The sequence below is a fragment of the Rhizobium sp. P1_B8 genome, assembly GCF_056406515.1.
The window spans coordinates 24465-48579 of sequence record NZ_JBFTZZ010000032.1; the positions used below are offsets into that span (position 1 = coordinate 24465).

The following is a 24115-nucleotide window of genomic DNA, read 5'->3' on the forward strand; positions in this document are numbered from 1 at the left end:
GTCGAACTCCCTTCACATCATGTCGGTCCCCGCCAGATTGGCAATCCAGATCCAGGATTCAAGACCTTGCGGCATTCAAGGGCGTTCCCGACAGAGGTTTTATGGCCGCTGAGGTCGCCTTCTAGGCGTTCATCAACGGCACCAGTGAGTGAACCGCTTTGATCTGGTCGCAGTACCACGATGGAATGTGATGACGACGAATCCATGCTCCCCGGGCGGTCTCGAATGCGCGTCGCGCGCTTCGAGAGCACATGCCTCCGCCCTTATCGGTTCACAATCCCAACGCCTTGTTGATGGCCGCAATCAATGTAGCTCCGGAAAATTGCTTCTGCAGATAAGCAACACACCCCGCCTTTTCCGCCTGCGCTTTTGCGGAGCCGGTTTCCAGTGCCGTGATGAAAATCACGGGAAGGGTTGTTCCCTCGGCTTTCAGCCTGCGTTGCAAATCGATGCCGGACATGCCACCGAGGTCAATATCAAGGACGAGGCAGTCGATCGTCGTTTTGGGATCGCGACTGAGAAAGGCCTCGGCCGATGCATACTCGTTGGCCTGAAAACCGTAAGCGTTAAGCAGCCGCCCGAGACTGCGCCTTAGGCTTGCGTCATCATCGACGACGGCGACCGTGCGGCGAGGGTTCTCCACCTCATACACCTCTTTTGACGATATGAGAGATAATGGTTCCCGATCAAATTAGGCCGGCGGGACGTCGATTGATATTGTCCTAAGGGGAAGGCGCCGCTGTATCCTGGTCGATGAGACCAATATATGCAGCGATCGACACCACCTCGGCCAGCGAGCGTACGTCGAGCTTTTCCATGACCTGATGGCGATGCACCTTCACCGTCCGCTCCGAGATGCCGAGCGCATAAGCGATCTGCTTGTTGAGATGGCCACGTATAACGAGCCGGAACACTTCCGCTTCGCGCGGGCTGAGACTCGCGACTAATGCCCGCTGGGCTTGAAGACGATCGTGACGGGCCTGCTGTCGTTCGCATTGGATGAGGGCGCGATTGATCGCCTCCATCAATGCCGCCGCGGTCGAATTCTTCTCCAGAAAATCCTTGGCACCCGCCTTCATCGCCTCGACGCTTGCCTTTATGTCTCCCTCCCCCGTGAGGAACACGACCGGCAATAGCAGTGCCTGCTCGCACAATCGGCGTTGGATTTGCAGCCCGGACTGGCCGGGCATCTGGAGGTCGAGGAGAACGCATCCCGGTTCGCAAGTGGAAAGGCGGGCAAGAAATTGGTCCCCGGATTCATAGGTTTCGACCCTGAGACCATGTGCGGAAAGCAGCCTTGCGGTCGCCGTCCGGTAGGATTTGTCGTCATCGACGATATGGACAACCGGTTTCATCTCGATTGCTCTTCCCTGTGGGCGAGAGGCAGGGCCACGCGAAAGACCGCGCCTCCTTCGGGGCGGTTGTCGGCGCAGATTGTGCCGCCATAGGTCTCGAGAATGGCGCGGGCTATGGACAGACCCAGCCCCGTGCCCGCCTGCTTGGTGGTATAGAACGGTTCGAAGATGCGGATCAGCCTCTCCTCGGGAATGCCGTCTCCGGTGTCGGAGACCAGCAGCTCCGCCTTCTCGTTCGCCAGTCCCGTTGTAAACGTAAGCGTTCTCCCGGCCGGGACGGCGTCCAGCATGGCGTCCATAGCATTGGTTGCCAGATTGAGGATAACCTGCTGCACATGAACTTTGTCGGCACGTACCGGCAACTCGCCGGGCGGCTGTGTTGAGGTCAGCGTAATTCCGCGCCGCTCTGCCTCGCCGTGAATGATATGGATTGCGCTCGACGTGACATCGTTCAGATCGAACTCCTGCCAATCGATCTCGCTTCTCTTCTTGAGCAGCCCTCTCATCCGGCTGATGATATCGCCTGCGCGCTGATCGTCCTCCTGGATGTCGAGGAGAATCTGCTGAATCAGTTGGTGATCCGGGTTTACACTTCGGAGCAGCACCGCGGCTGCCTCGGCATTGTTTCGGATGGCCGAAAGGGGCTGGTTCAGTTCGTGAGCAATGGACGAGGACAATGCTCCGGCTGTCGCCGACTGATTAAGGTGGACGGCTTCGAGCAAGTGAAGGCGCGACCGGCTCTCGGCATCGCGGCGGCGCCTCCGCTCAAACAAGAGCACCGAGATGATGCTGGCCTGCGCCAGCACGAGGCCGCTCCCCGCCACCAGAATTGCCCAGTGTTCCTCCCAGAGGCTCCTCTTCTTGTGCATCTGGATTGTGCCCGGCGGCAGATCCTTTTCGGCGAGCCCCCAGCGCTGGAGTTGCCGGGCATCGGCGATATATGTCTGGGGCGCTTCGAGATCCGACACAGGCTTGCCAGCGATCGCATCGATGACAAGGTTGCCGACGGTCCGGCCCAGTGCTTCGAATGTGACGGTATTGCCGCCGACGACGCCATGATCGATGTAGGTCTGATAGGGCCCATAGACCGGCGCGCTGGCGGTCGCCGCAATCTGTCTGATCGCGTCGCGCGGAATGAAGTTGCGCCCTGCCCGATCCTTGAAGATCGTCAATGCCAGGATGATGCTGTCGGGCGGCACGCGGGATACGCGCTCGACAAATTCATCGATCGTCAGATCTTCCAGATAGGTGGTCGTATCATAGGATTTCGAGAACTGTTTCAAATCCGTGCGGGCCGTCGCCAGCCATCCGCGGTCGAAGTCGGACGAGCCTCCGACGATGTAGAGGTGGCGGGCATCGGGCTGAAGGCTGCGGGCCATCTCGGCTGTCTTCAGAATGTCGAATGTCGTGAAGGCTCCGATCACGTCATCCGGCAAATCGATCTTCTCGGCGGTGGCGGTGCCGAAACCAGCGGCGACGATCTTTGCGCCGGGCGCGATCGTGCCGTGGTTCGCGACTATGAAGCTGGCCGATTCGCTGCCGACGGCCACGACCACGTCGGGGCGGCGCACTGCGTATTTTTCGCCCAGATATCGGGCCATGCGCGCGACATGGTCGCCTTCCGGAAACCGCGAGAGATCCAGGAACTCGGAAAACAGATCGATCTTGCCGTTGGTCGCCTCCAGCAAACGGCTCCGCAACGCCTCTCCGGCAGCGGTCGTTGCCGCGATCCTCTCGTCATAGGGGTAGAGAACGAGGACGCGGGGAACCCGGTCGATGACGGCAATCGAGGTGTCGGAGGCTGCGGCCTGACGACTGGACATACTCGGGGCGAACACCGCCAACAAAAAGGCAGTGCAGCATAATCGACCTGACCATTCGCCCAAGCCCATCAGCTTCCCCCCAAACCGGCCAAGAATAACAGCTTCCCGCTTCGGCGTCATCTGCGCATCACTACTATCGATTGCCGCTGCATGAAGAGATTCCCCAAAGTACAATATCGAGCGAAGGCAGCATTCGCTAAAGTTCAGCGGGCCGGAGCAGAGATGCGGCCGGCCCTCGCATCCCTGCCGGAGGCAGCTCCGGCAGGATCTTCATTTTAAGCAGTCCAGTTGAATCGACGCATGCAATCGCAGCCTTGTCCGCGAGTGGCTCCGTCATTCAAGAACGTCAACGGAGGGATTTGAAATGAACAGCAGAATCCTTATCCGCTGTATCGGAGCACTGGCTACATCCACCGTTCTCTGGTGCGCAGCCTCGCCCGTGCAAGCGCAAGACTCCCAACGAAAACCCAACATCCTGTTCATCGTTTCGGATGATACCGGCTACGGCGATCTCGGGCCTTACGGCGGAGGTGAGGGCCGCGGGATGCCGACCCCGAGCATCGACAAGCTGGCCGACGAAGGCATGACCTTCTTTTCCTTCTACGCCCAACCGAGCTGCACGCCCGGCCGCGCCGCCATGCAGACGGGACGCATTCCGAACCGCAGCGGCATGACGACGGTGGCATTTCAAGGCCAAGGCGGCGGATTGCCCGCAGCGGAATGGACGCTCGCCTCCGTTCTGAAGCGCGGTGGCTATCACACCTATTTCACCGGCAAATGGCACCTCGGGGAGGCGGACTATGCGCTTCCGATCGCGCAGGGTTACGACGAAATGAAGTATGTCGGCCTCTACCACCTCAATGCCTACACCTATGCCGACCCGACCTGGTTCCCTGATATGGATGCGGAAACCCGCGCTCTGTTCCAGAAAGTGACAACGGGCTCGCTGTCCGGCAAGGCCGGAGGTGAGGTAAAGGAAGACTTCAAGATCAACGGTCAATATGTCGATACGCCCGTGATCGACGGCAAGGAAGGCGTTGTCGGCATTCCGTTCTTCGACGGCTACGTAGAGAAAGCGGCACTGGGCTTTCTTGATGAAGCTGCAAAGACGCCGGATCAGCCTTTCTTCATCAACGTCAATTTCATGAAAGTGCACCAGCCGAACATGCCGGCCCCGGACTTCCAGGGCAAATCGATCTCGAAGAGCAAGTATGCGGACTCCGTTGTGGAGCTGGATACACGCATCGGAAGGATTATGGACAAGCTGCGTGAAACTGGCATGGACAGAAATACGCTGGTTTTTTACACGACCGATAACGGCGCTTGGCAAGACGTCTATCCGGACGCGGGCTACACACCATTCCGCGGTACAAAAGGCACCGTGCGCGAAGGCGGCAACCGTGTTCCCGCGATCGCTGTCTGGCCCGGCAAGATCAAGCAGGACGTAAAAAATCACGACATCGTCGGTGGTCTCGATCTGATGGCGACCTTTGCCGCAGCCGGCGGCGTGCCGCTGCCCACCAAAGACCGCGAAGATAAACCGATTATCTTCGATAGCTACGATATGACCCCGATTCTGCTGGGTACGGGAAAATCTGCCCGCAAAAACTGGTTCTACTTTACTGAAAACGAATTGACGCCGGGTGCTGCCCGTGTCGGCAATTACAAGGCCGTGTTCAACCTGCGCGGCGACAATGGGCAGGCCACGGGCGGTCTGGCGGTTGATACCAACCTGGGCTGGAAGGGTGCTCAGTCCTACGTCGCCATCGTGCCACAGGTGTTCGATCTGCTGCAGGATCCGCAAGAACGCTACGACATCTTCATGAACAACTACACCGAACATACCTGGACATTGGTCTCCATCTCGGGAGCGATCAAGGACCTCATGAAAACCTACGTCGAGTACCCCCCGCGCAAGCTGCAGAGCATGGGTTACGACGGCCCGATCGAACTCTCCAAGTATCAGATGTTAGAGTCGGTGCGTGAACAACTCGGCAAGGAGGGGGTCAATATCACGGCTCCGACCGGGAACTAGGTCCTTGGCGGCCCCGGAGCGATCCGGGGCTGCCGCGTATCTCCAAGTTCAAGATTGCCGCAAGTTAATCGATGGAGGCATTGCGATGAATTCGGCACGTAGTTTCCTGTATTTTTCCCGCGGCGTCGCGCTCGCCGCTGCAGCATGCCTTTTTACTGCAGGGTCGGCAGTCGCTCAAACGGACGCACTGCCTTCGTGGAACGACACGGCACCGAAACAAGCGATCATCTCCTTCGTTGAGAAGGTGACAAAACCGAGTTCAGCCGACTTCGTTCCGGAAGCGGAGCGTATCGCCGTATTCGACAATGATGGAACCCTGTGGGTCGAACATCCGATATATACGCAGCTCGCGTTCGCCCTGGACCGGGTGAAGGCGCTTGCCCCGCAGCATCCGGAATGGAAGGAAACGCAGCCGTTCAAGGCGGTGCTCGAAGGCGACATGAAGGCACTCGCGGCGTCCGGCGAAAAGGGCCTCGTCGAACTCGTCATGACCACGCATGCGGGAATGACCAGCAGCGATTTCCAGAAGGTCGTGACCGATTGGCTTGCTTCGGCACGTGACCCGAAATTCAAGCGGCCATACACTGAACTCGTCTACCAGCCGATGGTCGAGCTTCTCGCCTATCTCCGCGCCAACGGCTTCAAAACCTTCATCGTCTCAGGCGGAGGCATCGAGTTCATGCGGCCATGGGCGGAAAAAGTCTATGGCGTCCCGCCCGAGCAGGTTATCGGCTCGTCGATCAAGACCGAATTCAGGATGCAGGACGACACACCGACCCTGTTTCGGCTCCCTGAAGTCAACTTCATCGACGACAAGGCCGGCAAACCCGTCGGGATCAACCAGCAGATCGGCCGGCGGCCGATTGCAGCCTTCGGCAATTCCGACGGAGATCTCCAAATGCTGCAATGGACGACCATGGCGGGCGCACCTGCCAGGCTCGGCGTGCTGATCCATCACACCGATTCGGACCGTGAATACGCCTACGACCGCGATACCGAATTCGGTCGCCTCGACAAGGCGCTCGATGCCGCCTCCATCGTTGGCTGGACCGTCGTTGACATGAAGGCCGACTGGAAGCAGGTGTTCAAGGACTAGGGGAATGTGCCGAGCGCCGGAGCCTTGGACGATGGCGCCGTGACCTTTTAAAACGTCGACAGGGAGCGATTGAGTGGCAGCGTGTGTTCGGTCAGCAGCGGTGAGAGGAGTGACCCTCCTGCTTTTCCTGTTGCTCGCCTTTGCCGGGCACAGCCTTGCGCGTGACCCCCTCTCGACGCCCGCCGCCGACCCCCGAATAGCGATCCACGAGGGTTTCGTGGACGAAAGGACGTGCTCGTCCTGCCACGCCGATCAGGCTGCGGCTTTTTCGAAATCCCACCATGCAAAGGCCATGGCCCTGGCCGACGAGGAAACGGTGCGCGGCGATTTCGACAATAGCAGGTTTGAGCATGACGGCGTCGTCACCACCTTCACCCGCCGCGATGACCGCTTCTTCGTGAACACCGAGGGGGCGGACGGCAACCAGGCCGAGTTCGAAGTCAAATATACCTTCGCCTACGAGCCCCTGCAGCAATACCTCATCGACATCGGGGGAGGACGGCTGCAGGCTCTCGACATCGCCTGGGATACGGTCAAACGGCAGTGGTTCTGGCTCGGCAACGGCACCCCGGCCAAACCCGGATCGACCTATCATTGGACAGGTCCCTTTTATCGCTGGAACCGCACCTGCATCGATTGTCATTCGACCGATCCCCAGGCGAAGTTTCAACCGCAGACGAACGAATACGAGTCGACCTACGTCGCCACCAGCATCGGCTGTCAGTCCTGTCATGGTCCGGGCGCCAAGCACGTCGCTTCCGCGCAATCGGACAACGCCTCATCCGCAGTCAAGCCGGATACAGGTCTGCCGAAAGTCGATGCGGGCATCTGCTTTGCCTGCCATGCCAGGCGCACCAAGCTGCTGGACGGCTACCAGCCGGGAAAGCCCTTTCTCGACTATTTCTCCCCTGCCCTGCTCCGGCAGGATCTCTATTTCCCCGACGGGCAGATCCTTGACGAGGTCTTCGAATATGGCTCGTTTCAGCAAAGCAAGATGGCAAGGGCGGGCGTGACCTGTCTCGACTGCCATCGGCCGCACGATGCCGGCCTCAAAGCCGAGGGCAATGCACTGTGCACGCAATGCCACACAGAGACGAAGCCGGAGCGCTTCGTCAACCAAGATCCGAGCGGGCTGTTCGACACTCCCGAGCACACCCGTCACCAGGCCGGCTCCACCGGAGCACAATGCGCCAACTGCCACATGCCGGAACGCACCTACATGAAGGTCGACCCGCGCCGCGACCACTCCTTCGTCATCCCCCGACCCGACCTGTCGGCAACCCTCGGAACGCCGAATGCGTGCACGACCTGTCATGTCGGCAGAACGAATGATTGGGCAGCCGAAACAATGGACAAATGGTACGGGACGCAATGGCGCAAACGCCCGTCGATCGCCCATGCCTTCGCCGGAGCTGCAAACGGCGATCAAGCCGCGGTGGAGGCTCTGCGCGCGCTTGTCAGTGACCATGACCAGGCAGGAATTGTCAGGGGTAGCGCCATCGCAGCAATGAGCCGAACTGGCGGCGTGGAGATCACCGCCGACATTCAAACGGCCGCGGCCGATGCAGATCCGCTCGTCAGGCTCGGTGCTGCGGAAGCGACAGGCAACATTCCGCCGGAGCAGAGGCTGGAGGCGATCGGCAACCTGCTGGGCGATGCAACGCGCGCGGTGCGCGTTGCTGCCGCCAACGCACTCGCCGGCACTCCTCCCCACCTCTTCGGCGATCAGCAAGGCAATTTCGAAGCCGCCGTCGCGGACCTGCGCGCCTATGTCGAAACCAATGGCGACGTCGCGGAAGCACAAAGCAATTATGGCTTCTTCCTGTTCGCCCGACAGCGTACGGCCGAGGCCGAAGCCGCCTTCCGGCGAGCGATTTCGCTCGACCCGACACTCGAGGCAATGCGCATCAATCTCGCGGAATTCTACCGCGCCACCGGCCGGAACGACCAATCGGAACAGACTTATGCCGAAGCGATCGGGATGGCGCCTGAAAGCGCGGATCTGCGGTACGGACACGCGTTGTCGCTGGTACGCAAACAGGCATTGACCGAGGCTATCACAGAACTCCAAGAAGCCGTGCGGCTGGATCCACAAAACTCCCGCTACAAGACGACCTTTGCCGTCGCTCTCGATTCCGCTGGCCGGACGGAAGAAGCACTGGACAAGCTCGATGGTTGGGCGGCGGGCGAAGACGCTGATATCATCGGCCTGGCGCTCCGATACAGTCTCAAGCTTCGACGCTTGCCGGAGGCGCTGAAATACGCCGAGGATCTGGCGCGACTGAGACCTGAGGACCAGCAGATTTCAGGCCTCATCGGGCAGTTGACGCAGGCGATCAACGAAAAATAGGTATTTGAGCTTGTCGAAATCTACCTCTCGCCGCACAGTGCCGACTCGGGACAGCAGTGCCGAGGCGAAACGAGATCGGGGGATTCTCATGAAAGCCATATACTTGCGTGCCATTCTATTGGTGACGGGCATTTGCGCGGCGTCGGCCGGCAACGCTGCCGATATCACGCCGCTCACGCCGGAAGCAAAAACAGTCGAGAGCCAGAGCGGCTGGGAATTCACCTTCGCGCCATATTTCTGGGCTGCCGGCATATCCGGCGATATTGGGCAGTTTGGACTTCCGGATGTTCATATCGACGCGGATTTCGGCGATATCCTCAATAACCTCGACTTCGCTTTCATGGCGGCAGGCGAAGCAAGATACGATCGCTTCAGCATCGTCGGTGACGTGATCTACACCAAGCTCGGTGCCGACGCCGACACACCTGCCGGCATCCTTGCCGACAGCGTCGATGTGACATCGAAGACCTTCGCGGGATTTCTTGGCGCCGGTTACGCCGTGCTCGAAGACCAAAATGGCCATCTCGATGTGGTCGGCGGCATGAGGGTCTGGTCGGCCAAAACCGAGATCTCCTTTAATGGCGGCATTCTGGCCGGAGTGGATGTCGAAGACAGCGCCACATGGATCGATGCCGTCGCCGGCGTCCGAGGAAACTACTTCTTCACGCCGGAAATCTATGTCACGGGGTGGGGCCTACTGGGCGCCGGCGGCGCCGATATCGACTGGGATGTGGCGTTGGGCCTCGGCTATAAGTTCAACGACACCATCTCAGCGGTCGCCGGATATCGTGCACTCGGCGTCAATTACGATAATGACGGGTTCGTCTTCGACGTCGTTCAGCAGGGGCCGATCTTCGGGGTGGCCATTCGGTTCTAAAGGCCGGACTGGCGAACTTCGTACTGTTAGCGATTATCCTTCCAGTATGCTCGCCATTTGAAGACCTGGTGTCCTCCGGGAGCCGGAAAAACGACGTCCCCCAGCAGCAGGGAGCCGCCGTGACAGCGGCTCAAAGTTCGGTATCCAACAGGATCGATCCGGGCGATATCGTTTCATTTCGGAGGAAGCCTGCCCTGCGGGCTGGGTTCAATCGGATCATGGAGGCATTGATGAAGAAAGTCGCTTCTTGGGTAGTACTGGTTGTCGCGCCGCTCGGTGTCTGGACAGGGACGGCAGCCGCCCAGTCGAGTGAAGACCTGGCGAAGAAGCTTTCCAATCCGATAGCCTCGCTCATCAGCGTCCCGTTCCAGTTCAACTACGATCACGGCTATGGTCCAGACGACGGCGACAAGGCAACGCTGAACATTCAGCCGGTCATTCCCTTCAAGATAAACGAGGACTGGAACGTCATCTCGCGCACCATCCTGCCAGTCACATGGCAGAACGACATTGCCGGACCGTCGGGAACGCAGTTCGGTCTGGGCGACATCACGCAAAGCTTCTTCTTCTCGCCGTCCAAGCCGACCGAGAGCGGCATCGTCTGGGGCGTCGGCCCGGTGTTCCTGCTGCCGACGGCGACGGACGAGCTCCTCGGAAGCGGCAAGTGGGGTGCGGGTCCGACAGCGGTCGTCCTTAAGCAGGACGGCCCCTGGACTTACGGCTTTCTCGGGAACCACATCTGGTCGTTCGCTGGTCAAAGCGACCGGGAGGATGTGAGTTCGACGTTCCTCCAGCCGTTCCTCTCCTACACGACCAAGGACGCCTGGACGTTCTCGCTGAATACGGAGTCGACATATAACTGGGAAACGAACGACTGGTCGGTGCCGATCAACTTCGCAGTCGCCAAGCTGATCACCATCGACAAGCAGCCAATCAGCCTGACGGCGGGCATACGATATTGGGCGGCGGCTCCAGACAATGGCCCGGAAGGACTGGGCTTCCGCGTCGCGGTCACGTTCCTCTTCCCGAAGTGAATCCGCAGTCGACGACGCGCGCGGCGGCTGTAGTAGCAAAAGCTCAACCTTCTTTTGCTATTGCTGGAGCCGATTGCGTTGGAGAAGATTTCGGCGATGAAAATTCCGACAGTGATGGTTCTGATTGCAGCCGCCCTGCAGCCGGTCTCAGCCTTCGGCGAGACCGATTGGATGGGCGGCGCGAGACAATGGTCAGTCGGCTTTGCGAATGAGAGCCCGCATCCCTATTGCCGCCTGCTGTGGGACAGCGAGATCGGCAAGACCATGGAATTCCGCCAGAGCGCAACCGAGACGTTCTGGCTGGTATCAAAGAACACATGGGACATCCCGGCCGATACCAAGACCGAGGTGACGCTGACCAACCGTACGACGACGAAAGTGGTCGCCGCCGAATTCTTCGACAAGAACACGCTTCGCCTCTGGGGTCCGGCCAGCAAGGGGAGCGGCGGACTGAAGAAGATCATCAAGAATTCCTTTGCCGGGACGCCTGACGTGCAGCTTACCTTTGCCGGCGACGAAGGCGACTGGACGCTTCCGCTCTCGCGGGTGGATCAGCTCTACCCGACTTATCGCCAGTGCCTCAAACGCCTCGAGGTTGGCGAAAGGCCGAAGCAGAATTCCGAAACAAGCAAACCGTTCTGACAGTCGATTATAGCGGCGGCGAAGTATCGCGGATCAGGCTGCGGACGGCTTCGATATCGCCGTTGAGCGGCCGTTCGTCACTATAGTGGGAAACATGCTCCCGCACGGCCTTGTAGACCACGTCTGTCCCTGCGGCCCGCGGCGCCGTCGCCGCCAGGAAATCATGCGCCTGGGCAGCGGCCATCAGCTCGATTGCCAGGATATATTCGGCGTTGTCGATGACGGCGAGCAGCTTGCCGGCGGCAGCCGTCGGATGCGCGAGGAAATCCTCCTGCAGGCCTGAGGTCAGCCCGCCGTCCATGGCCGCGGGTGCGGCAAGGCGGCGGTTCTCGTTGCTGAGCGCGGCAGCGGTATACTGAGCAATCATGAAGCCGGAATGGCTGCCGGCATCGCTCGCCAAAAAGGGCGGCAGACCACTTACCAGCGGATTGACGAGCCGATCCATGCGCCGTTCGCTGATTGCGCCGATCTGCGCCAGCGCAATGGCCAGGCTATCGGCCGCCTGCCCGAGCGCCGGGGCAACCGCATGGGCCTCGGAGGAGACGATCGGGTGTTCCGGCGTGCCTGAGACAGCCGGATTGTCCGTCACCGAAGCAAGTTCCTGATCGACGACGCGGGCGGAATTGTCGAAGACATCGCGGGCAGCGCCATGGGCATGCGGCACCGAACGAAGGCTGAGCGCATCCTGCGTGCGCCGGCCGAAGGCGGCGGCGACAAGACCGCTGCCCTGAAGCCGCGCGCGCAGGCTCGCTCCGACTTTCTCTATTCCCGCCGATGGGCGCAGCGCCAGCACCGCCCCGTCGAAGGCGGCGATCTGGCAGCCTGCCGCTTCCAGCGTCAGCGCGGCGATCGCATCGGCCCAGTCGAGCAGCCGCTCGGCGCGCGAAAGCGCCACTGCGGCCAGGCCGGTGGCGCAGGCCGTGCCGTTGACCAGGCTCAAGCCTTCCTTGGCGCCGAGCACCAGCGGTTCGAGGCCGATCGCAGCAAGCGCCTCGCGACCGCTCATGCGCCGGCCGTCCCGGTGAGCGCTGCCTTCGCCGATCAGAACAAGGGCAATATGGGCGTTATGGACGAGGTAACCGGCAGAACCCTTGGACGGCACGTCGGGAATGCAATCATGTTCCAGCAGGGCCGCAAGATGCTGGACGATCTCGCGCCGCACGCCGGAATGACCATGGGCGAAATTGGCGATCTCAGCCGCGATGATGGCGCGCACCTCGCGGGCGGCCAGCAACGGACCGACGCCGCAAGCATGGCTGAGCACGATGCTGCGCGACAACAGGCTCTGCGAGGCACGATCGACCACCGTATCGGCGAGTGCCCCGACGCCGGTATTGACGCCATAGGCACGCACGCCCGTCTCGACGATGCGCGCGACGATGCGGCTTGCCTGCTCGACGCGCGCCAGGGCGGTGGGCGACAGCGCCAGCGCTTCTCCGGTCCCGACGCGCGCGACATCGCGCCAGGTCAGCACGGACTCGATGGTGATTGTCATTGACCGCTTCCGAAATGGCCGATGAATTGGCGAAACGCGGGCGTTGCGCCGCCGGTAAACATGTCGTCCGGCTTGCCGCTGCTTTCGATCAGGCCTTCGCGCATGAAGACCACGCGGTTCGAGACGTTGCGGGCAAAGCTCATCTCATGGGTGACGACGAGCATGGTCATGCCTTCCTCGGCAAGCGCGCGCATGACGCGCAGCACTTCGCCGACGAGCTCGGGATCAAGCGCCGAGGTCGGTTCGTCAAAGAGCATCACCTTCGGCTTCATCGCCAGCGCACGGGCGATTGCGGCGCGCTGCTGCTGGCCACCGGAGAGATGGGCCGGATAGGCATGGCGCTTATCGGCAATGCCCACCTTTTCGAGCAGCGCTTCGGCCTCGGCGATGCAGTCGGCTCGCGGTCGCTTCAGCACATGGATCGGCCCTTCGATGACGTTCTGCAGGATCGTCATATGGGACCAGAGATTGAAGGACTGGAACACCATGCCGAGTTCGGAGCGGATATGGTCCACCTGCTTCTGGCTGGCCGGCTTGCTTCGCCCGCCCTTATGCACCATGCGGATCTCCTCACCGTCGACCCAGATCTCGCCGTCGCTGGCAGTTTCGAGCATGTTAATGCAACGCAGAAAGGTCGACTTGCCGGAGCCGGAGGCGCCGAGCAGCGAGATCACATCGCCGTCTTCCGCATCGAGGGAAATGCCGCGCAATACTTCGTGCGTACCGAAGCTCTTGCGGATATTGCGGACCGATAGTCGGGTTACGCCTGGCATGAGTGCTCCAATCGGGTCACGAGCATGATGCCGAAAAGTGTGAGCGGTTTTCGGACAACATCATGCTCTAACTATTAATTTAGAACAGGATTCAGATTTTAGGCCGACCCGGCCTAAAATCATCCTGTTCTAGGTCGCTTACGCCTTCAGCGCCTGCGGAATGGCACGGCGATGTCGGGACAGCGAATATTCGAGCAGAGCCATGCCCTGCAGGATGATGAAGTTGAGGACGAGATAGATGATCGCCGCACAGAGAAAGACTTCCATCGTGCGGTAGGTCTGCGAGATCAGCCGCTGCGCCACCCCGGTGACTTCCCAGACGGTGACGAGGCTTGCGAGCGCCGTCGACTTCATCATCAGCACGATCTCGGTGGAATAGGCCGGCAGCGCGTGGCGAAAGGCGATCGGCGCCAGGATACGGCGCACCAGCAGGAAGCCGGACATGCCGATCGAGCGTGCCGCTTCGATCTCCTTCGGCGAGACGGCGCGAATGCCGCCGCGGAAGATCTCCGCCGTGTAGCCGGCGGTGCAGAGCGCCAGCGACAGCACGGCGCAAACCATCGGCTCGCGCAGGAACGGCCAGAGGAAGGAATAGCGGATGACGCCGAACTGGCCGAGGCCGTAGAATACCAGGAACATCTGGATCAGCAGCGGCGAGCCCCGGAAGACGAAAATATAGCCCTTGGCGAAGCCCGAAAGCACTGAGTTGCCGCTGGTCCGCATCCAGACGATGACAAGCGCCAGCAGGCCGCCGGAGACGATCGACAGGGAAAACAGGATGAGCGTCGTCGGTACGGCCTTGAGCAGGGTGACCATGGTCGAGGCGATGAAGGTGAAATCCATGGTCGCCTCCTTACGCCTGGCCCATGGCGGATGCCGGCATGCTGCGATTGGCGCGGCGCTCCGCCCCGTTGAAGATGCGGTCCGAAAGGCTGGTCAGGAGCAGATAGAGGCAGCCGCCGGCAATGAAGAACAGGAAATATTGCCGGGTCGAGCCCGCCGCCACCTGGCTGGTGCGCATCAGCTCGGCAAGACCGGTGACGGAGATCAGCGCCGAATCCTTGAGACTGAGCTGCCAGACGTTACCGAGGCCGGGAATGGCGAGGCGAAACACCTGCGGCATGATGATGCGGCGAAGGCGCATGCCGCGATGCATGCCGATCGCCGAGGCGGCCTCAAGCTCACCTTTGGAGATGGCGAGGAAAGAGCCGCGGAAGACCTCCGCCTGGTAGGCGCCGGAGATGATGCCGACGGCAAGCGCGCCTGCGACAAAGGAGGGCAAGCCGAGGAACCCCTCGTAACCCATTGCCTGGCCGATAGAGGTGACGGCCGACGAACCGCCGAAATAGATGAGATAGATGATCAGCAGTTCGGGCACGCCGCGAAAGACGGTCGTATAGACGTTGCCGAGCGTGACGAGGACAAGATTGCCGGAGAGTTTCGCAGCTGCGACAATCGCGCCGAGCACTGCGCCGATCGCCAGTGCCGTCGCCGTGACAGCCAGCGTCATCAAGGCGGCGGCAATAAGCAACGCGCCCCATCCCGTCGAGCCGAAGCCGAGAAGTTCCAAGCTTGCCATATCGTCCGTTCCCCGTCCGTGGCAGTGTTTTGCGGATTGACAATAGCATGCGGTCTCCGGCGATAAAGCCGGAGACCGGTGTTTGCGGCCGAAAGGCCGAAACGCTTATTGCGGGCTGACGTCGACCTTGAACCACTTCATCGAGAGGTTCTTGACGGTGCCGTCGGCAAGTGCGGACTTGATCGCTTCGCTGAACTTGTCGCGCAGGTCCGTGTCGGCCTTGCGGACACCCAGGCCTTCGCCCTCGCCCCAGATCGAACCGGCGATCTCGGGGCCGGTGAAGTCGAGCGCGCCGTTGGCGGACGCAAAAGCATTGTTGAAATAGACGGCATCGTCGAAGCCGAGGTCGATGCGGCCGTTCTGCAGGTCGAGGTCGCGGTCGGCACCGGTCTTGTATTCGCGGATCTCGGCAATATCGCCGAAATTGTCATAGACGAACTTGGCGTAGACGGTCGCCGCCTGGATGCCGATCGTCTTGCCCTTGAAGGCGGCCTTCAGCGCGTCGATCTCTTTCACGCCGGTCTGGCCGGGCGTCATCTTGATCGTAGTGCCGGTGCCGGCGGCCTTTGCCAGCGGGCTGTCCTTGGCGGTAGCAAAGGCGGCAGGCGTGGCGGCATAGGGAACCGTAAAGTCGATGACCTGCTTGCGCTCATCGGTGATCGACAGTGCATCCATGATGACGTCGAACTTGCCGGCGTTGAGCGCCGGGATCATGCCGTCCCAGTCGGAGGCGACCAGCGTGCATTCGATCTTGGCGCGTTCGCACAGCACCTTGGCGAGTTCCGGTTCGAAGCCGCCGAGCGTGCCGTCGGCATTGGTGAGGTTCCAGGGCGCATAGGCGCCTTCGAGGGTAATGGTCGCCTTCGTCCAGTCTTTGGAAAAGGCAGGTGCGGCGAAGGCGGAAAGAGCCGCCACGCCACAAAGCAGGATTGCGCTGAATTTCATGTGTGAATTCTCCTCTGGAGTTGAAACAGACCTTGCGGCACCACGGCCGATCTTCGCCGGCTTGCCCTTTCCTGTCCTATTTCTGTTTCAAGGACCGAATGGGAGGTTGTATATGGTACCATATGAGATATTTTGTGATATGCAAGAGGAAAGTCGAATTATGTAGCGAATTCCATTCGTGCAAAAGGAATAGGCAATGAAGCGTCCCGGCGAGATGAAGCGCGAACTGGCGGAAAATGATAGCACCCCGCTCTATGCCGGCGTCAAGCAGGTGATCCTCGACCGCATCCACAGCGGCGAATGGCCGCCGAAATATCGCGTGCCCTCGGAAAACGAGCTGGTCGTCGAGCTCGGCGTCAGCAAGATGACCGCCAATCGGGCGCTGCGCGAACTTGCCAACGAAGGCGAACTCGTCCGTATCCAGGGCGTCGGCTCCTTCGTTGCCGAGCGCAAGGGTTATTCGGCACTGTTCGAGGTCCGCAACATCGCCGAGGAAATCGCCGAACGCGGTCATGTCCACGAGGCCTCCGTCGTTGTTCTCGCCCAGGAAACCGCCTCTCCAGAGGTTGCCGACGCGCTGGAACTTGCGATTGGCGCTGCGGTTTTCCATTCGCTGATCGTCCACAGCGAAAACGGCGTTCCCGTGCAGATCGAGGACCGCTTCGTCCACCCGGAGGCCGCGCCTGAATATCTCGACCAGGATTTTTCGACGCTGACGCCGAACGCTTATCTGACGGCTGCGGCCCCGCTGAGCGGCTCCGAACACGTCGTCGAGGCGGCGATGCCGCAGGCATGGGAATGCAAGCTACTGACCATCATGAAGACCGAACCGTGCCTGACAATCCGCCGCCGCACATGGTCGGCAAAGCAGGTGGTCTCGACCGCACGTCTCGTCTATCCAGGCCACCGCTATCGCTTGGAAGCCCGTAGTGGCAAGATGTTCGAGGAATGAAAACACCCGTGATGTTGTATATGGGACCATGTAGGCCGCGCCGTCGCCAGGAGCGGGTGTAAACGGCAGCGGCCGCACTGCTTGACCGAGGAAACAGCGTCCTTGGCGGAGACTTATCACGGCGTGTGAAAATAAGCGGAGGAGACTTTTTACAAGCTAGGCAATAACGCATGGACAAGGCGTGGGCCGAGTCAGTGCCGAGACAACCGCCGCACGCCAATGATTGTCCGTTTCGACGGAGGTCGGATCTTCTTCTCCTTGTTGCGTCGGGCCCCGGGCATGCCTAGTTGAAGCCCGACGGATAGTCTTGCTCGAGATCGGAATAGGGCTGGCGCCCTTGCCCTCGTGAGTCGCGGGATCTCGGGCGGCACCTGCATCAGTCCCCGGTTCCCTTGCGTGTGGCCGGAAGGTATCTATTGTCGACGAATGCCGGGTGGTTGGGAGTAGGTAATGTCGGCAGTGCCGTTCTCAAAGATTTCGACGCCGCTCAACGCGCTGTTCGCTGCAATCGGTCTCCTGGTCGTTGCCGCACTGACGACGCAGGGCCTTACTGGACAGGAGAGGCTTGTCTTTGAGCTGCTACTTGCGGCAATTTGGCTGGCCTATGTCCTCCAATTGAGCGGCACATTGCTTTCACGGCGAGACCGCTTGTCGGGCGGGATGCCGGCCCTCGTGATCGATTTTCTCGCGGTTCTAGTTCCGGCTGCTGCATTCTTGTTCGTCGGGTCCCGTGATCGAAACCTCTATTGCGCCATTTGGCTTCTCAAGCCGTTGCGCGACTCGACCTTCTTCAGGCTGCTGGCAAAGGTGGTTGCGAATGAATCGCGCAATCTGCTTGGCGTGACATCGGTGTTCGGCATCGTTCTTTTTGGTGCTGCGTTGGCCGGTTATATCATCGAGCGAGACGTCCAGCCCGATAGGTTCGGCAGCATTCCGCAGGCGATGTGGTGGGCGGTCGTGACGCTGTCGACGACCGGCTACGGCGACGAGATCCCGCAGACCCTCGCAGGTCGCGTTCTGGCCGGATTGGTGATGATGAGCGGGATCGGTATTTTTGCACTTTGGGCCGGCATCCTCGCCACCGGCTTCTACGAAGAGGTTCGCCGCCAAGACTTCGTTCGCAATTGGCAGTTGGTCGCTGCCGTACCCCTGTTCCAGAAGCTTGGTTCCGCTGCACTGATAGAGATCGTTCGGGCGCTGCGAACGCGCATTGTCCCCTCGGGTGCCGTGATCTGCCGCAAGGGCGATGTTGGCGATCAGATGTTCTTCATTGTCGAGGGGCGGGTCACCGTGGCGACACCCGACCATCCGGTGGAACTCGGTGCCGGAAACTTCTTTGGCGAGATGGCGCTAATCAGTGGCGAACCTCGCTCAGCGACGGTCAGCGCAGCAACCGAGGTATCGCTGCTGTCGCTCTACGCCGTGGATTTCCAGCTGTTGTCGAGCAGCAGTCCGGAGATCGCGGAGACCATCCGCAAGACGGCGCTGGAGCGGCGGGGCGGGCCGCCGAAGGAATAATCCAAGCCTGATGGCAGCGGCCTGGGGGTTACGCCTTGACCGGCTCATGCTCCCAGACGGTCGAAAAGCAGAGCGTCCGAGGCGTTGATTTCAACCCTGAACTTTTAACTTTGCTTTATGATCGGCGGCTCTCCTGTGGACTGGGGCCGGGGCCGTGTTTCAAAACTAGCGCCGCTTACCGACAAATGTCCCGCAAAGTTTCCAACCACGCGATGCGATATACGAAGCCCCCAGATCAAGCTGGGTTTCTATGATGGTAACCCACGCGCGGTATTCGATAGATCAGCAAAACCCTGTCGGCGGCATCGCGCAGGAGGCGACGAAAGGCGAGGAAATCCGCGTTTCTCCCGCCCTGATCCAGCCCATATGGTCCGGCGATGTCTCCGCAGCCGTCGCTGACGCGGCAGTCGCGGCACCCGTCAACGGCATTGTCGAAGTCGGCGGTCCGGAAGCCCTGCCGCTCGACGAACTGAATCCGCCGCTTCGTGCGCATCACCAAGGACCCGCGCAAGATCGTTCCTGACGTCCACACTCGCTATTTCGGCATCGCCCTCAACGACCAGTCACCGACGACAGGTAAATCCGCACGCCTCGGCTCCGTCAGCTACGAAGACTGGCTTGCCCGCCAGGTGAGCGCATAAGGCAAGACGGAAACCAGATATGCGAATTGGCGTAGCCCGCCCATGCGCTGCACCAATGAAAAGTCGCCCCACCCGCTTAAAGGAATGCAGCCTATTTCATGAGCGCGGACTGTCTCAGCGCGGCATGAATATCGCTGACGACGGCAGCACCCTCGCCCACCGCCGCCGCAACCCGCTTCGTCGACCCGGCGCGCACGTCGCCGATCGCAAAGACGTTCGGCAGACTGGTTTCAAGCGCGAGCGAGGGCCGCCGAAGCTCCATCTCGACATCGGGTGTAAATCCCGTGCCGGTCCTGATGAAGCCCTTGTCATCGGTCTTGATGCGGCACTTGATCCAGTCGGTATTGGGATCTGCGCCGATGAACATGAAGACCTTGCGAAGGTCGTAATTTGTCTCGCTCCGCTGCTGAAAATTCGTGACGGTGGCCGTCAGGCGGCCATTCTGCTCTTCGGAGAGCGCCGTCAGTTCGCATCCCACATGCATCTCCACATTCGGCAGCGCAGCTATGCGTTCGATCAGATAGGTGGACATGGTCTCCACCAGGCTTCGGCGGATCAGGAGATGCAGGCGCCGGACCCGCGGCGCCAGAAAGGCGACAGCCTGGCCGGCCGAATTGCCGCCGCCGACAAGCGCAATATCGTCGTTTTCACAGAGCTTTGCCTCGATTGCCGAGGCCCAATAGGAAATTCCCGCTCCTTCGAAACGGGCGATGTCGGGAATGGTAGGCCTGCGGTATCGGGCACCCGAGGCGATGACGACGGTTCGCGCCTTCACCGTCCTGTCTCCATCGAGGCGCAACGTCATCGGGTCGATTGCCCGCCGGCCTGCCGCCGCCGGGACCAGCTCGCTGACATCGAGCGGCAGGGCGATCTCCGCGCCGAACTTGAGCGCCTGGTTGAAGGCGCGGCCGGCGAGCGCTTGGCCCGAAATTCCGGTTGGAAAGCCAAGATAGTTTTCGATGCGCGAGGAACTGCCGGCCTGCCCGCCGATCGCCCGCGCATCGATGACGATGACGCGCAGCCCTTCGGACGCGGCATAGACGGCAGCCGCCAGTCCCGAAGGTCCGGCGCCTACGATCGCCACATCATAGAGGATGGCCGGATCGAGCTCCGGCATGATGCCGAGGCAGCAGGCGGCTTCCGCATCGGTTGGGTGTTTGAGGACGGTGCCATTCGGGCAGACCATCAGCGGCAGATCGACAGGCAGGATGCCGAGCCTCTCTACTAATGCCCGGCCCTCATGGTCGGAGGCGGCATCGAGCACGACATGCGGATAGCCGCTCCGGGACAGAAAGCCCTGCAGCCGCGTGAGATCGCGCTCGCCGGGATGGCCTATCAGGATCGAGCCGGCGCCGCCGAACTGAATCAGTTCCACGCGCCGCAGGATATAGGCGCGCATGATGATCTCGCCGATCTCGGCCGAACCAATGATCAGCGCCTTCAGATGGGCAGCATCGAAGGCCAGCGCCACACATCCTTCCGGCCCCGCACGCCCGCCGGCTAGCAGCGGCCTTCCGGAGAGCTGGCTGACCTCTCCTGAAAACTGCCCCTCGCCATGGCTGGTGATCAAGACTTCCGGCGTCGACAGTCCGTCATGCCGGAAAGCATCCAGGCGGCCGGAAAGGACCAGCCATGCCGGCGCATTCCGGTCACCGATCTGGTAGACAACCTCACCGGGAGCAAATGTATGCGGCACGCCGCTGGCAAAGCGCCTCGCCATCTGAACCTGCGCGGCGCTCAGCACCGGAAACATCTGATAGCGGCGGGATTCCAGATTATCGGCGGTCATGTCGAAGCCCTCAATAAAAGCTTGGGATCGGGCCGCGCTGCGGCGTCTGATCGGGAAGCTCCACCATGATCTGGTCGAGATAGCACCAGCCCCAGCCTTCGGGCGGGTCATAGCCCTCGATAATCGGATGTCCCGAGGCGTGAAAATGCGCCGTCGCATGCTTGCCTATGGATTGATCGCAGCATCCGACATGGCCGCATTCCCGGCACAGGCGAAGATGCACCCATTCCTGGCCAATCTCCAGGCATTCTTCGCAACCAAGCGTCCTTGGCGTCACGGATCGCACACCTGCGACATGCTTACATCCCGACATCTGCTTCTCCGGTGGTGATTGAAGGCTGTCCCTGCCGGAAGAACATAGATCACGAGGCGATTTTCTCCATCGATACGCAAGGATAGAAATGCACTTCCGCATCCACTGCCGCCGTGTTCCCACAACGTTCTTCAGCTTCGAAGTGGCACCGTCATTTGCAAGCCCAGGGCCAAGATGACAACCGCCTCTGGGAGGTAGCGGTTCTGTTCCACTTGCGCGATGCTTTCCGCTCCGGCGACGTCTGGCTCGACCCCTCTCGCCGCTACGGTGACCTGAAGCAGGTGTTGGTGCCGATGATTACGGCACAGGCTAATGCAAAACTGGCCGTGCCGCTCGATCCGAAGCATGTAACCGCAAGACGCGCCTCGCCGATGGACTGAAGCGGCTGGCGCAAGCGGCGCGCAACGGCACGATCCCGCATGGCAGCATCGAGGATGGAACCTTGCGGATCGACCGGCTGACGGCGGACGTTCCGGACGACAGCGCCGAGGAGCTGATACTCCGTGATGGCCAACACTACCGGATCGCCGGGGAAGGCGGACGGTGATGATGCTGGCCACCATGCCCGGCGGTTCCGCCCGCGGCATGGGCTGGGTTTCGACGGATGCAGCGGCAACGGCCGGTTAGATCGGGTTAATTAGGATGCCGGCGTGAAACGCGCCACCAGCGCGTGACGATCACCCGGATAGGTGAAGCGTACATGCGTTACCGGGCCGGCGCCACTCCAGGTCCGGCGTTCGACCACGAGGCAGGCGGTATTGCGCGCTATGTCTAAGACGGCGGCCACTTCGGCATTGGCCGAGACGGCGTGGATCCGGTGTTCTGCAGTGCTCCACGGCACCTGGTTGAGCAGCCAGGGACCCGGCGCCATCGTCTGGAAGTCGGCATCGGCGGCTTCAGGAACCGTAGCAAGGCTGATCAGCCGCTCCTCCAGGCAAAAGGGCCGCATGCCGGCATTGTGGATGCAGACGACCTCGACGACCGAGGACGCCATAGGCAGTTCCAGCCTTCGACTGTCTTCTGCCTTGGCCTTGCGGCTCGTCTTTTTCGATACCGCATAGGAATAGGGCAGGTTCAGCGACTGCACCTCGGCCTTGATGTCGTGGATTTCGAGAACAGCCGATTGCGCCTGCGGCTGGGTGACGAAGCTGCCGGATTTCTTGCGGCGCTCGATAAGGCCGGCCTTGGCGAGCTGGGTCAGCACCTTGTTCACCGTCATGCGCGAGCAGTCATACTGCGTGGCGAGATCGACCTCGAAGGGAATGCGGTGCCCCGGCGGCCAATCGCCCGAGACGATACGGCCCTCGATGTCGCTGAGGATGCGCTGATGCAAGGTGGGATCCCTGCTTTGGTTCATCGCCACGTTCCGATTGGTCTCCCGCTATCTCTTTGTTTTTACGCAATCCCGAACGCAAAACCGCTACACATTTTTGCTGGAACTGCTCTAATTCGAATGTCTGGACAGGAAAAGCTCTTTTTCAGGCAGCAAGCAGTTCGCCCATGACAGCGAGGAAACGCCGGTCGATGGCATCGCGCCTGAGATGGCGGCCGCCCTCCACCTGCTTGCGGCCATGCGCCCAGACGCAATCGACGGACATGCCGCCTGCAAACAGCCAGTGATCGAGGATCTGGTCGCCTGTGAGATAGGGAATGGCCGTCGTATCGAGCGAAACGATATCGGCGTGATGGCCCTCGACGAGCCCGGCCGGCGACTTCAGCGCGGCGCCACCGCCGGCAAGCGCATGTGTAAACAGCGAAAGCGCCGTCGAACCGCCGGGCGCTGCGACGACGTTGCGGGCGCGAAGCGCCAGGCGCTGCGAATATTCGAGCTGGCGCAGTTCCTCCGGCAGGGAGATCAGCACGTTGGAATCCGAGCCGATGCCGTAACGCCCGCCCTCTTCGAGGAAGAGCGGTGCGGCAAAGGCGCCATCGCCGAGATTGGCTTCGGTGATCGGGCAGAGGCCGGCGATCGCGCCGCTTTTTGCCATCCGCCGCGTTTCGTCCTCGGTCATGTGGGTCGCATGGATCAGGCACCAGCGCTCATCCACCGGCGCATGATCGAGCAGCCACTCCACGGGCCGCGCGCCGGACCAGGCGATGCAGTCCTCGACCTCCTTCACCTGCTCGGCGACATGGATATGGATGGGACCCTCGCCCGCCATCGGCACGAGCCTCATAAGCTCGTCCGGTGTCGCGGCGCGCAGGCTGTGCGGCGCCAGCCCGAGCTCGGCGCCGTCGAGCCGGCGGGTCACCGCCCGGCATCCCTCCATCAGCCTTTCGAAGCTTTCGAGCGAATTGATGAAACGCCGCTGACCGTCGATGGGGGCAGCACCGCCGAAGCCGGAATGGGCATAAAAGACCGGCAGCAGCGTCAGGCCAATACCGGTCTCTTCACTCGCCGCCCCGATGCGCTCGGCAAGCTCGGCGATATTGGCGTAAGTGCCGCCATCCCTGTCGTGGTGGAGATAGTGGAACTCGCCGACGCGGGAAAAACCGGCCTCCAGCATTTCCGCATAAAGCTTGGCCGCCACCGCCTCGACATGCGCCGGCGTCATCGCCAGGGCAAATTTGTACATGACAGTGCGCCAGCTCCAGAAGCTGTCATTGGCCGGGCCGCGCACTTCGGCAAGGCCGGCCATCGCCCGCTGGAAAGCATGGCTGTGCAGGTTCGCCATGGCAGGAACGAGCAGAGCGTGGCGTTCGTCGCCGGGCCCGGGAGAAGTTCCGATTTCGACCCGTGCGATGCGCCCGGCTTCGAGCGTCAGCCGCACATCCTTCTGCCAGCCTTGCGGGGTCAGCGCCGTATCTGCGTGAAGTGTGGCCATGGCCTTCCCTCTCCTTTTGCCGTGCCGCCGATCTTTCTTTTCCAGAAAAGCGCACAAAATTTCTCTTGTCACC

At 61.1% G+C, this 24115-nt stretch carries 21 protein-coding genes and 1 pseudogene; 10 read left to right on the forward strand and 12 right to left on the reverse strand.

What is annotated here, in order from left to right; translation table 11 throughout:
- Positions 1-271: 271 nt before the first annotated feature.
- From AC1D2N_RS29145 to AC1D2N_RS29155, 3 genes are all read right to left on the reverse strand, one after another.
- Entirely contained in the window at positions 272-643 is a 372-nt protein-coding gene (locus tag AC1D2N_RS29145; protein ID WP_026188755.1) for a response regulator transcription factor, read from the reverse strand.
- 79 nt (positions 644-722) lie between these two features.
- Entirely contained in the window at positions 723-1355 is a 633-nt protein-coding gene (locus AC1D2N_RS29150) for a response regulator transcription factor (protein ID WP_477982494.1), read from the reverse strand.
- Positions 1352-3247: a sensor histidine kinase gene (locus tag AC1D2N_RS29155; RefSeq protein WP_130653701.1), complete on the reverse strand. Its 1896-nt coding sequence runs from the start codon at positions 3245-3247 to the stop codon at positions 1352-1354. Before AC1D2N_RS29155 ends, AC1D2N_RS29150 begins: the two co-directional genes overlap by 4 nt.
- A 295-nt stretch (positions 3248-3542) precedes the next feature.
- Here AC1D2N_RS29155 and AC1D2N_RS29160 point away from each other — a divergent pair, with 295 nt between their 5' ends.
- The 6 genes from AC1D2N_RS29160 to AC1D2N_RS29185 all read left to right on the forward strand — a co-directional run bounded on the left by AC1D2N_RS29160 (position 3543) and on the right by AC1D2N_RS29185 (position 11212).
- Positions 3543-5213, forward strand: a complete 1671-nt coding sequence (locus AC1D2N_RS29160; protein ID WP_130653702.1) for an arylsulfatase — start codon at positions 3543-3545, stop codon at positions 5211-5213.
- Between the two features lie 85 nt (positions 5214-5298).
- Positions 5299-6309 (forward strand): HAD family hydrolase, encoded by a 1011-nt coding sequence (locus AC1D2N_RS29165; RefSeq protein WP_130653703.1) that lies wholly within the window; start codon positions 5299-5301, stop codon positions 6307-6309.
- A 73-nt stretch (positions 6310-6382) separates the two neighbouring features.
- Entirely contained in the window at positions 6383-8659 is a 2277-nt protein-coding gene (locus tag AC1D2N_RS29170) for a tetratricopeptide repeat protein (RefSeq protein WP_130653704.1), read from the forward strand.
- An 88-nt stretch (positions 8660-8747) separates the two neighbouring features.
- A complete protein-coding gene (locus AC1D2N_RS29175; protein WP_028732654.1) occupies positions 8748-9536 on the forward strand; it encodes a hypothetical protein in 789 nt (262 codons plus the stop codon).
- A gap of 230 nt (positions 9537-9766) precedes the next feature.
- The gene (locus tag AC1D2N_RS29180; RefSeq protein WP_370091298.1) at positions 9767-10570 is read left to right on the forward strand and encodes a transporter; all 804 of its coding nucleotides are present in this window, start codon (positions 9767-9769) and stop codon (positions 10568-10570) included.
- A gap of 96 nt (positions 10571-10666) precedes the next feature.
- Complete coding sequence (locus AC1D2N_RS29185; RefSeq protein WP_130653705.1) at positions 10667-11212, forward strand: hypothetical protein; 546 nt, start codon at positions 10667-10669, stop codon at positions 11210-11212.
- A 7-nt stretch (positions 11213-11219) separates the two neighbouring features.
- On the opposite strand, the gene AC1D2N_RS29190 is transcribed toward AC1D2N_RS29185, so the two are convergent.
- From AC1D2N_RS29190 to AC1D2N_RS29210, 5 genes are all read right to left on the reverse strand, one after another.
- Complete coding sequence (locus AC1D2N_RS29190) at positions 11220-12707, reverse strand: HAL/PAL/TAL family ammonia-lyase (protein WP_130653706.1); 1488 nt, start codon at positions 12705-12707, stop codon at positions 11220-11222.
- Complete coding sequence (locus AC1D2N_RS29195; protein ID WP_018246352.1) at positions 12704-13480, reverse strand: ABC transporter ATP-binding protein; 777 nt, start codon at positions 13478-13480, stop codon at positions 12704-12706. The genes AC1D2N_RS29190 and AC1D2N_RS29195 overlap by 4 nt, the downstream gene beginning before the upstream one ends.
- Positions 13481-13618: 138 nt before the next feature.
- Positions 13619-14323, reverse strand: coding sequence for an ABC transporter permease (locus AC1D2N_RS29200; RefSeq protein ID WP_112908542.1), 705 nt, complete (start codon positions 14321-14323; stop codon positions 13619-13621).
- A 10-nt stretch (positions 14324-14333) separates the two neighbouring features.
- A complete protein-coding gene (locus tag AC1D2N_RS29205) occupies positions 14334-15059 on the reverse strand; it encodes an ABC transporter permease (protein WP_018069855.1) in 726 nt (241 codons plus the stop codon).
- Positions 15060-15164: 105 nt separating this feature from the next.
- The gene (locus AC1D2N_RS29210; RefSeq protein WP_113544610.1) at positions 15165-16004 is read right to left on the reverse strand and encodes a transporter substrate-binding domain-containing protein; all 840 of its coding nucleotides are present in this window, start codon (positions 16002-16004) and stop codon (positions 15165-15167) included.
- A 196-nt stretch (positions 16005-16200) separates the two neighbouring features.
- On the opposite strand from AC1D2N_RS29210, the gene hutC (AC1D2N_RS29215) reads away from it, so the two are divergent.
- From hutC (AC1D2N_RS29215) to AC1D2N_RS29225, 3 genes are all read left to right on the forward strand, one after another.
- On the forward strand, positions 16201-16956 hold the full coding sequence (gene hutC, locus AC1D2N_RS29215) for a histidine utilization repressor (protein ID WP_130653708.1): 756 nt from the start codon (positions 16201-16203) through the stop codon (positions 16954-16956).
- Positions 16957-17406: 450 nt separating this feature from the next.
- Positions 17407-18474 carry a cyclic nucleotide-binding domain-containing protein gene (locus AC1D2N_RS29220; RefSeq protein WP_018246347.1) on the forward strand — a complete coding sequence of 356 codons (1068 nt, stop codon included), beginning with the start codon at positions 17407-17409 and terminating at the stop codon, positions 18472-18474.
- Between the two features lie 485 nt (positions 18475-18959).
- Positions 18960-19115, forward strand: a complete 156-nt coding sequence (locus tag AC1D2N_RS29225; protein WP_197728226.1) for a hypothetical protein — start codon at positions 18960-18962, stop codon at positions 19113-19115.
- A 91-nt stretch (positions 19116-19206) separates the two neighbouring features.
- Here the strand turns inward: AC1D2N_RS29225 and AC1D2N_RS29230 are convergent, their stop codons facing one another.
- Both AC1D2N_RS29230 and AC1D2N_RS29235 read right to left on the reverse strand, forming a co-directional pair.
- Positions 19207-20904 (reverse strand): FAD-dependent oxidoreductase, encoded by a 1698-nt coding sequence (locus AC1D2N_RS29230; RefSeq protein WP_130653709.1) that lies wholly within the window; start codon positions 20902-20904, stop codon positions 19207-19209.
- 10 nt (positions 20905-20914) lie between these two features.
- Positions 20915-21217 (reverse strand): UBP-type zinc finger domain-containing protein, encoded by a 303-nt coding sequence (locus tag AC1D2N_RS29235; RefSeq protein ID WP_130653710.1) that lies wholly within the window; start codon positions 21215-21217, stop codon positions 20915-20917.
- A gap of 137 nt (positions 21218-21354) precedes the next feature.
- Here AC1D2N_RS29235 and AC1D2N_RS29240 point away from each other — a divergent pair.
- Positions 21355-21719: pseudogene (locus tag AC1D2N_RS29240) on the forward strand (Tn3 family transposase); the annotation flags it as partial.
- 135 nt (positions 21720-21854) lie between these two features.
- Here AC1D2N_RS29240 and hutC (AC1D2N_RS29245) read toward each other — a convergent pair.
- Both hutC (AC1D2N_RS29245) and AC1D2N_RS29250 read right to left on the reverse strand, forming a co-directional pair.
- Entirely contained in the window at positions 21855-22574 is a 720-nt protein-coding gene (gene hutC / locus AC1D2N_RS29245; RefSeq protein ID WP_130653711.1) for a histidine utilization repressor, read from the reverse strand.
- A gap of 121 nt (positions 22575-22695) precedes the next feature.
- Positions 22696-24042, reverse strand: coding sequence for a formimidoylglutamate deiminase (locus AC1D2N_RS29250; RefSeq protein ID WP_112908537.1), 1347 nt, complete (start codon positions 24040-24042; stop codon positions 22696-22698).
- Between the last annotated feature and the right edge of the window lie 73 nt (positions 24043-24115).